9 protein-coding genes are annotated in these 8528 nt (G+C 59.2%); 6 read left to right on the top strand and 3 right to left on the bottom strand.

Going from position 1 to position 8528, the window contains the following annotated elements:
* Nucleotides 1-475: 475 nt before the first annotated feature.
* Both C5F75_RS35685 and C5F75_RS35680 read right to left on the bottom strand, forming a co-directional pair.
* The gene (locus C5F75_RS35685; protein WP_104013513.1) at nucleotides 476-760 is read right to left on the bottom strand and encodes a hypothetical protein; all 285 of its coding nucleotides are present in this window, start codon (nucleotides 758-760) and stop codon (nucleotides 476-478) included.
* A 648-nt stretch (nucleotides 761-1408) separates the two neighbouring features.
* On the bottom strand, nucleotides 1409-2269 hold the full coding sequence (locus C5F75_RS35680; protein WP_104013512.1) for a hypothetical protein: 861 nt from the start codon (nucleotides 2267-2269) through the stop codon (nucleotides 1409-1411).
* Between the two features lie 1059 nt (nucleotides 2270-3328).
* Here C5F75_RS35680 and C5F75_RS35675 point away from each other — a divergent pair.
* The 4 genes from C5F75_RS35675 (at nucleotide 3329) to C5F75_RS35660 (ending at nucleotide 6132) form a co-directional block, all read left to right on the top strand.
* Nucleotides 3329-4165 (top strand): alpha/beta fold hydrolase, encoded by an 837-nt coding sequence (locus tag C5F75_RS35675; RefSeq protein ID WP_104013511.1) that lies wholly within the window; start codon nucleotides 3329-3331, stop codon nucleotides 4163-4165.
* 62 nt (nucleotides 4166-4227) lie between these two features.
* Nucleotides 4228-4980 carry an SDR family oxidoreductase gene (locus tag C5F75_RS35670; protein ID WP_104013510.1) on the top strand — a complete coding sequence of 251 codons (753 nt, stop codon included), beginning with the start codon at nucleotides 4228-4230 and terminating at the stop codon, nucleotides 4978-4980.
* 26 nt (nucleotides 4981-5006) lie between these two features.
* Nucleotides 5007-5426, top strand: coding sequence for a cupin domain-containing protein (locus C5F75_RS35665; protein WP_104013509.1), 420 nt, complete (start codon nucleotides 5007-5009; stop codon nucleotides 5424-5426).
* A gap of 58 nt (nucleotides 5427-5484) precedes the next feature.
* Nucleotides 5485-6132: an HD domain-containing protein gene (locus tag C5F75_RS35660; protein ID WP_104013508.1), complete on the top strand. Its 648-nt coding sequence runs from the start codon at nucleotides 5485-5487 to the stop codon at nucleotides 6130-6132.
* A 48-nt stretch (nucleotides 6133-6180) separates the two neighbouring features.
* Here the strand turns inward: C5F75_RS35660 and C5F75_RS35655 are convergent, their stop codons facing one another.
* Nucleotides 6181-6567: a winged helix-turn-helix transcriptional regulator gene (locus C5F75_RS35655; RefSeq protein ID WP_104013507.1), complete on the bottom strand. Its 387-nt coding sequence runs from the start codon at nucleotides 6565-6567 to the stop codon at nucleotides 6181-6183.
* A gap of 82 nt (nucleotides 6568-6649) precedes the next feature.
* Between C5F75_RS35655 and C5F75_RS35650 the strand changes: the two genes are divergently transcribed.
* Both C5F75_RS35650 and C5F75_RS37010 read left to right on the top strand, forming a co-directional pair.
* Nucleotides 6650-7621, top strand: coding sequence for an SDR family oxidoreductase (locus C5F75_RS35650; protein WP_104013506.1), 972 nt, complete (start codon nucleotides 6650-6652; stop codon nucleotides 7619-7621).
* Between the two features lie 497 nt (nucleotides 7622-8118).
* The gene (locus C5F75_RS37010; RefSeq protein ID WP_181035520.1) at nucleotides 8119-8481 is read left to right on the top strand and encodes a hypothetical protein; all 363 of its coding nucleotides are present in this window, start codon (nucleotides 8119-8121) and stop codon (nucleotides 8479-8481) included.
* Nucleotides 8482-8528 lie beyond the last annotated feature (47 nt).

Genomic DNA, 8528 nt, shown 5'->3' with positions numbered 1-8528 from the left:
ATGTCATTGCGGCAAGAGTCTAAGGGACACGCTGCTGTTTGTCTGCTCGTGGCGTGACGCACAGTTAGCGCATGATTCTGCTCGCGTCAATTTAGTTTCGCGCGAACGAAAGGAGACGCATCGTGCCCGCATCTTCGAGCGTCAGCCGGCGCGAAGGTCAACAGACGTGGCATATGACGCGTTTGCTAGATGCGGCGTTCGGCATGGCGACGACAACGGCCATTCAGCTTGCCGCGGCGAGTGTCCCTTCCTGGCCGATTGCAGCCTCTCGCCATCGCCGGCAACTGGCCCGACGGCGAACTTGGAGCAGTCCCGTTCAGGCCGCTGGTAAACTCGGGCTGCCAAAGCAACTTTTCCCGGTCATATGAGCACGCAACCCACAGCAGCACCTGCACCCGTCACCCCGATGATGCAGCAGTATCTACCCCTTACCCCATAAGGTGTGATACAGGAACTTACGCCAAGACCTACGCCGTCACGCGTTGGTTGATTGAATTGGTGGCAGACTCGGCCCGCGTACGCATCGCGAAAATGGTGAGTACCCCTCGGCCTGTATTGCGCGGCAAATCGCATTGCGGTGCGCAACAAAACTCCTAAGGATCCCGCACATCGTGCAGAGCAATTCCTCGGACAGTTCGGTATCGAGGCCCGCAGCCTTTCCGCGCGTGACCCGGTCCTCCTGGGCAGAAATGAGGCGCACAGCGATGCGCAGATGCTCATCCGCAGCCCTCAAATGCGAGTATTCGTCGAGCATCGGCATGGTGGGTCCAATCGATCGCTTATTCACAAACTTGGCGGCGGCCAGCGAGCGCTTGCTCGATTATGTCGGGGGACGCCAATACACACTCGCGTGCCCATTGCAGCGCGGCGCGTTCGGCATCTCGTCTCGTCGAGCAGTCCACGAAAGTAGCGAAGACGACCACCGGAACCGGCGCCGGCTTCTTCCAGTCGTTCGGCCGTGAAACGTGTGCCGATGCGGTCCATCGATCGCGAGGTATCTGGTCCACAATACAGTCGACGAAGTAGTTCCGCATCAGATGCATTGCCCCCTCCCGCTTCCAGGATAGGCTTGGCTCGCGCAGCGCTTGGTTCGTCAGGTACGCCGAAGGCTGATCGTCTCGTCACGCCGCGTTTCTGCCTGTCACGTAACGACCAGTGTAGTCAAAGAAAAGCCCCACCGATGCGGGGCTTTTTCTGGAGGCGCGAGCCCGAGTCGAACCGGCCTCAACAGCTTTGCAGGCCTGGCGCAACTTGCAAATTCAACGATCTACGTTGATTAACCACTCAAATTAGCCACTTTGCCAATGATTGGCGCAGCCCCCTAGAATGGGACGTCTACTTCCGGCGAATTCTCTCCAGATCAACGAAATAGACGATTTGGGAAGCGCACACCGCCAACAGATATGTTTCAGCAAGGCACCCGGCCACCGCCCATCATGCACCATCGCTGCGTCTCCTGTTGCGGAGGCGCATACGGTAGTCCGGTCCTCGGATCGATGTGGTCATACTGCCCCGTGGGGTGCCGAGCCCTCCACGCGGCTTGGTCGGCATACTGTTGCTCGATCGCGGCTTGCTCTCGTGCCAGATCTGCCTTCTGCGCATCGTCTAGTTTCTTCGTCATGGTCACGAGCCGCGCGAACTTTGGATCGCGAACATCCTGCAGAGGCGGAAACGGTGGCGCAGGCGGCATGATGAGCACAGGGCCGGTGTATTTCGGTATCGGCAACCTGGATGGTCGGCCAAATTTTGCCGCCATATTCATCTCCCACAACGCAGCGTCCATTCCGAGCACATGTTCGTAGTCGCGATTGACGACCGCCAGCGTGACCGGCCCCGACGGCGTTGGCAATGGCTGCAGGGAAAGTGGAAGCGTCTGTCGAGCCTCGGGATAAATGGTGCGGGCATAAGCGATTGCCGCGACAGAGTACTGCTGCAGCACTGCCTCGTACGCTTCGAGTATCTGGGCTCTACCATAGCCGCCGGGATTCTCGAACATCGGCTTATATGCCAACACTTTCCGGCTATACAACGCATTCGCATTTTGAAGTTCTGCGGCAAACTGCTGTTGAGGATCCGTCGGCGCAGACGCCGTTAGGGGCGCACACCCTGAAAGCACGCTGGCGACAAGCAATATCCCCACTGTCGCGCGCACAAGCGACGGGCATTGACGCGACATATCCGCGATCAACTGGTTGCCCAAGGCGAACAAAACAATGGTCTTCTTGATTGCTCTAGTCTGCTTGGCAGGGCGTCTGGAAGGCTTGATCATTTTTTAGCTAAGTTCTGATCGCGACAGTGAATGGGATGCGTCGCAGTAGAAAGGGAATCGGCACAAAGCTCTCATAGCGGCTGAACGTCAATCTCGCGCATGTCGCACGAGGATGCCACGACCGACGACGACGTCAGCAACCCCGCATAGGTCGGACATGCCATGAAGCGCATCGTCGATTTCGGCCCTTTCTTTGCGCACGCATCATACTGCCGCATTTGGGATAGATTCCGCAATCCGAATGCCCGAACAATGCACGAACGCAACAACTTCTTCAAACATTGCCGATGGCCGCTTTCCGCCGCGCATCGGCATCGTTCACTCGGCATCTGCAGATGAGGGTGTTCGTCGACGGCGCGATGCGAAACCCAGCTACCGACGCCCCTTACACAGGGTCTTCTCGATCCATCCGCGCATCTTCTCGCTCGCAAACCGGCCGAGATTCGGCTCCACCGAGCACATATGCAATCTGCGCTGTCGACAGCTCGATCATGATTGCTTGGTGACTGGCCAAACTACTGTTTGCGATTGTGCAATACCACGCGGGATGCACTCATACGCCGTCGACGGTCTGCTTCTCCAGACCAGGTCATTAAAACCATCCTACTTGCTACTTCGCAGCAAATACTCAAAGATGCAGCTCAAAGCACCGGGCGCAGTGAGGTTTCTCGATATATCAGCTATATAACTGTACTTCGCCCTGCCTGACGGGCATTTGAGTGAATTTGGCTCGATAGATGCTCTAACTTTGCTGATGGGGTCTTGTGGGCAGAGCCTGAATCTGATCGTCAATTCGTGTCGCATGGCGATGCGATCACTGTTAAGCAAAGACGATCATCCCGCCCTTCGAAGCAAGCCGAATGAATAACAGTCGCTCAGCATGAGCGGGATTGGGGATGATCGATGACAGACACAGATTCACAAGACCCGGCCGATCGCGGCCGGCGCAACTTGCTTGCCTTCGGGCTTGGCGCGACAGCGGTAGCGTTGCTCCCGAGTTGGCCAGCCACAGCGCAATCAATCACAGCTCATGGTCCAACCTCTGAAAGGAACCAAAGCATGGCCACCATCACCACCCGCGACGGCGTCGAGATTTTCTATAAGGACTGGGGCCCGAAAGCCGCCCAGCCCCTCATGTTCCACCATGGTTGGCCGCTGTCATCGGACGACTGGGACGCGCAGATGCTGTTCTTCCTACAGAACGGATATCGCGTCGTTGCGCACGACCGACGCGGGCACGGGCGCTCGGCACAGGTGAGCGAAGGTCATGACATGGACCATTATGCGGCCGACGCAGCGGCGGTCGTCGAGCATCTCGAACTCAGGAACGTCGTGCATATCGGCCACTCCACTGGCGGCGGCGAAGCGACGCATTACGTCGCCAAGTATGGACAGCCGCAAGGCCGCGTCGCCAAGCTGATCATCATCGGAGCGGTTCCACCGATCATGCTGAAGACTGCGGCCAACCCCGGTGGTTTGCCGATTGAGGTTTTCGACGGGATGCGCAAGGCGCTCTCGGCAAACCGGTCCAAATTCTACGTCGACGTACCGTCTGGCCCCTTCTACAGCTTCAATCGCCCCGACGCACGGCCGATCCAGGCCGTCATCGACAACTGGTGGCGACAGGGGATGATGGGCGGTGCCAAGGCACACTATGACGGCATCAAGGCCTTCTCCGAAACTGATTTCACGGAAGACCTGAAGACTATCGCCGTGCCGACACTGGTCATGCACGGCGACGACGATCAGATCGTGCCGATCGCAGATTCCGCGCTTCTGTCGGCAAAGCTCCTGAAGCACGGCACTCTGAAAGTTTACGAAAAACTCCCACACGGGATGTGCACCACTCATGCCGATGTGATCAACCCGGACCTTCTCGCTTTTGTGAAGGCCTAAGCTGCCAAAGCCGGCACCCGGTGCGTCGGCTTTTTGCTCGCGTTTCAACGGAGACAATTTGTATGAAGATCGTCGTTATTGGTGGTAGCGGACTAATCGGGTCGCGTACCGTCACTATCCTGCGCGAAGCGGGCCATGAAGTGTTTGCCGCATCGCCCAGCACAGGCGTCAATACCCTCACCGGCGAGGGACTTGCGAAAGCTCTCACCGGCGCGGAGGTGGTAGTCGATGTCGCCAACTCGCCCTCCTTCGAGCCACAAGCGGTGCTTGCGTTCTTCGAGACGTCAGGCCGCAATCTGCTCGCGGCCGAGCGCACGGCAGGAGTGCGCCACCACGTAGCGCTGTCGATCGTCGGCGCCGACCGAATGCCCGACAACGGATACTTCCGGGCCAAAGTGGCGCAGGAGAAGCTGATCGCAAGCTCTGGCGTCCCTTACAGCATCGTGCGCGCCACTCAGTTCATGGAGTTCCTCGGCCCAATTGCGGATGCCGGCACGGCCGATGGGACCGTTCGCCTGCCACGCGGACTGTTCCAGCCGATAGCAGCAGACGACGTGGCCGCGATCATGGCGGAAACGGCGGTACGCGCTCCACGAGGCCAGCATTTCGACATTGCGGGTCCCGATCGGGCGCCGTTTGACCGGATCATCGCGCGCTATCTCGACGCGATCGGCGACAGCCGAAGCGTCGTAAACGATCCGCAGGCCAGATATTTCGGCGGCACGGTCATGGAGACATCCCTCGTGCCGCTTGGCGACGCAAGGCTCGGCCGCATTTCGCTCGACGACTGGCTGCGCACCCACCGCCCGACCTGACGCTCGCAACCTTCAAGGAGCCGCCCATGAAACACTATCTTTTCCCCTTGCTCTTGGCTGCCGCCCAGGCCGCCCCGGCGTTTGCCGACAATGTACCGGGAGCGAAGAACGCCAAGGTCACGCTGGTCTATGAGCATGCACTTCCCGACGTGCCCGGTAAGAGTATTCGTGGCGTCCTCGTGGAATATGGTCCGGGAGGCTACTCGCCAGCGCATACGCACGCGAAGTCGGCAATCATTTACGCGACCGTTCTGGAAGGCGAGGTCAAGAGCCAAATCAACGGCGGGCCGGTTCGAACCTTCAAGGCCGGCGAGAGCTTCACGGAATTACCGGGCGACCATCACGGCGTCAGTGCAAATGCCAGCGATACGGCACCGTCGAAACTGCTCGCGGTGTTCGTCGTCAATACCGATGAGAAGGTCCTGACCATTCCGGATCCGAAGTGACGCGTCACGCCGCGTGTCGTGCCAGGAAGCGCCGTCTCGCCAACAACCGGAGCCAATCATGACCGAAATGTCCAGCCGGATGCTTGCGGGGGTATCGATTCCCGACACGCCACTCGTGGCCAGCGCGATCGAGTATGCGCGAGGAAAATGCGAGCCTTATCTGTTCAACCACGTGGTGCGATCCTGGCTTTTCGCGGCGCGGCTGGGGCAAATCGAAGGTATCGAGCACGATGCCGAAGTGGTCGCGGTTGGAACGCTCCTGCATGACATCACGTTGAACGAGCACTTCGCGGATCCCCGCCGCTTCGAGGTGGAAGGGGCGGATCTCGCGCGAATATTCGCGAAGCAGAGCGGCGTCGACGACCGGCGCGCGCAATTGATCTGGGACAGCGTCGCCCTCAATTCGACGCCTTCGATCGGCCTGTACAAGGAGCCGGAAGTCGCCCTCTGTACTGCCGGGATCGGACTGGACGTCATCGGTTGGCGCCACCAAGTCATACCCTCAGCCGAGACAGCGAAGATCGTCTCGGAGTTCCCGAGGCTGGGAATGAAGCAGAAGATGACGAAGTGCTTTTGCCGTATCGTCGAAAAGAACCCGGAGACCACCTACGACAACTTCGCACGGGACTTCGGCGAGCGGTTCATTCCGGGTTATAAAGCGCCCTCGGTGGTCGATCTCGTCCTGTGCGCCCCCTTCAACGAATGATGGTGGGCGTGCGACTCCGAACCCGGCATGCTTGCTCACGGCAAGCGATCAGGAGGCCGCCAATTGATGCTCGTATTTGAGCATCCAGTCGCGCATCTCCCGCAGTGTCGGCATCAAGTCGATCCCCGCTTGCGACAGCTCATATTCGACGCGCGGCGGGATTTCCGCGAAGGCATTGCGGATCACGATGCCGTTGTTCGCGAGATCGCGCAACTGCTCGGTCAGCATATGTTGCGTCACTCCCGGAAGTCGCCGGCGCAATTCGCCAAACCGGAGTGGCCCTTGGACGAGGATGCACACGATCTCGATCTTCCACTTGCCGGTGATGGCGCGAATGGCTCGTTGGAAGCGCAGGATATCGATCGGCTCGGGGCCCGTGCACCCGGCGCACTCGTCTTCATCGTAGACGCGAGGCTCTATAGTCTGGTTTTTCATACTGGGTCAGAAAATTCGTCCTACTTGATATTCTAATACAACTGCTCGATATTGCACTCAAACAAATCATTAGAGTGGTGATATGAGTAAGATTTTGGTTACAGGCGGGTCGGGTTTCGTCGGCAGCCACGTCGTCGCAAAGCTTCTGAACGAGGGTCATCAGGTCCGGACAACAATACGGAGCGCTCACCGTGAAGCCGAAGTCCGCAAGATGGTGCGGGATGGCGGTGTCGCGTCCGATCAGGCGCTTTCCTTCAGCGAGGCCGATCTGACCGAAGATCATGGCTGGGCTGCAGCGGCGGCCGGATGTGACTATGTGCTCCATGTGGCTTCGCCATTTCCACAGCAAGCTCCCGACAACGAGGATGAACTGATTGCGCCGGCGCGTGATGGCACCTTGCGCGTCCTGCGCGCCGCGAGAGACGCCGGTGCGAAGCGCGTCGTCCTAACCTCGTCCTTTGCGGCCATCGGCTACGGCCACACCAGATACGATAAAGTCTTTGATGAGGAAGACTGGACCGACCCGAACGGACCGGACGTGCAGCCCTATATCAAATCCAAGACGATTGCGGAGAGGACAGCCTGGGACTTCATCGACCGGGAGAGCGGCTCGCTAGAGATGTCGGTCGTCAATCCGGTGGGGATCTTCGGCCCGGTGCTGGGGCCGGACATCTCCGCATCGATCTCGTTCGTCAAACAGCTTCTCGAAGGCGTTCCGCCGTCGCCTGGCTTCAGTTTCGGGATGGTCGACGTGCGCGACCTTGCGGACCTCCACATCCGTGCCATGACAGCGGAGGCGGCCAACGGACAGCGTTTCATCGCTGTGAGCGGCGATGTCGTCACGCTATTGGATATAGCGGCAACCCTTAGGGAGAAGTTGGGCGAGCTCGCTTCGAAGGTCCAAACGCCGGAGACGGAAAGGATAACGAGTGCTCCAGTTCGCAGGAGCACCAGCCACAAGGCTATGCGATTGCTGGGATGGCGTCCTCGGGCCCAAGAGGAGACTATTATTGATACGGCCCGGAGCCTATTTCGCTATGGCGTCGTAGGCTAGCCGAACAAGATCTTATCTCGTCCGGCGGTGGCCCGCCGCTGAAAGGACGGAAAATTAGTAGAACGGTGGGAGGCCATATCCTTTGCGACTTTGCCGTCCGTTCTACAGTGTGCTTCCGCCCACGTCTGCGTACAGCTCCGTCAGTGAACTCATAGGCGAGGTCCTCTTCGAGGAAAAGCGATAAAGGGCTGTTTTTTGGTTTTCGCTGATGCAAACAGGCGCGTATCAAGGGCTGTGCTCGCTTCCACGCACCGGTACAGATCCGGGAAACAATCACGTCGCGGACGCTCGGCCGACGAACGTTTTCACGATTATCCCCGCGTCATCGAAGAAGCGCGCCTGTATTCGGTTTATGAGGCTCCCATCCGCCCCGGACCGTTGAACGGCCCGGGGTCGGGCTGCGCCATCCCACCTGAAAGACGATCAGCTCATTGCTGCCGCCCCCTCTTGCGCCGCCGTCGTATTGAATCGCACCAAACTGATCTGAAACCGGTCGGGTGCAGGCCGAATCGGCAGCCTTCAACGGAGTCGAAGTCGCGTACGGGGCGCCGCTGGACCTGATGTCAACGCAAACGTCCCGTTTGAATGGACCAGCCGGGCGCACGAAAGCCCGCGCGCCGGATAAAACCGGTTTTTCGATGCCCGATCGGGGACGCGAACTGATCGCCGACCGGCCAGTTGCCGCCGCTTACGATCTCCAGCAACCGGCCAAACGGCCAACTTCGCGCTTGCACACCGAAGCCACTGGTAAACTCGGGCAACCCAAGCAACAACTTTACGCCGGATCTATGACCACGCTGTCGCCCGAGGCCTTTGCTGGTCACACTCCAATGATGCAGCGGTACCTGCGCCTTATTTGACGGGGCCCGATGCGCAAACCTACGCCAAGTCCTACGCTCGCCCATCA

Origin of the sequence: Burkholderia anthinoferrum (genome assembly GCF_002925705.1) — a bacterium.
GTDB lineage: Bacteria > Pseudomonadota > Gammaproteobacteria > Burkholderiales > Burkholderiaceae > Burkholderia > Burkholderia semiarida.
This window is presented reverse-complemented; position numbering and strand designations above follow the sequence as displayed.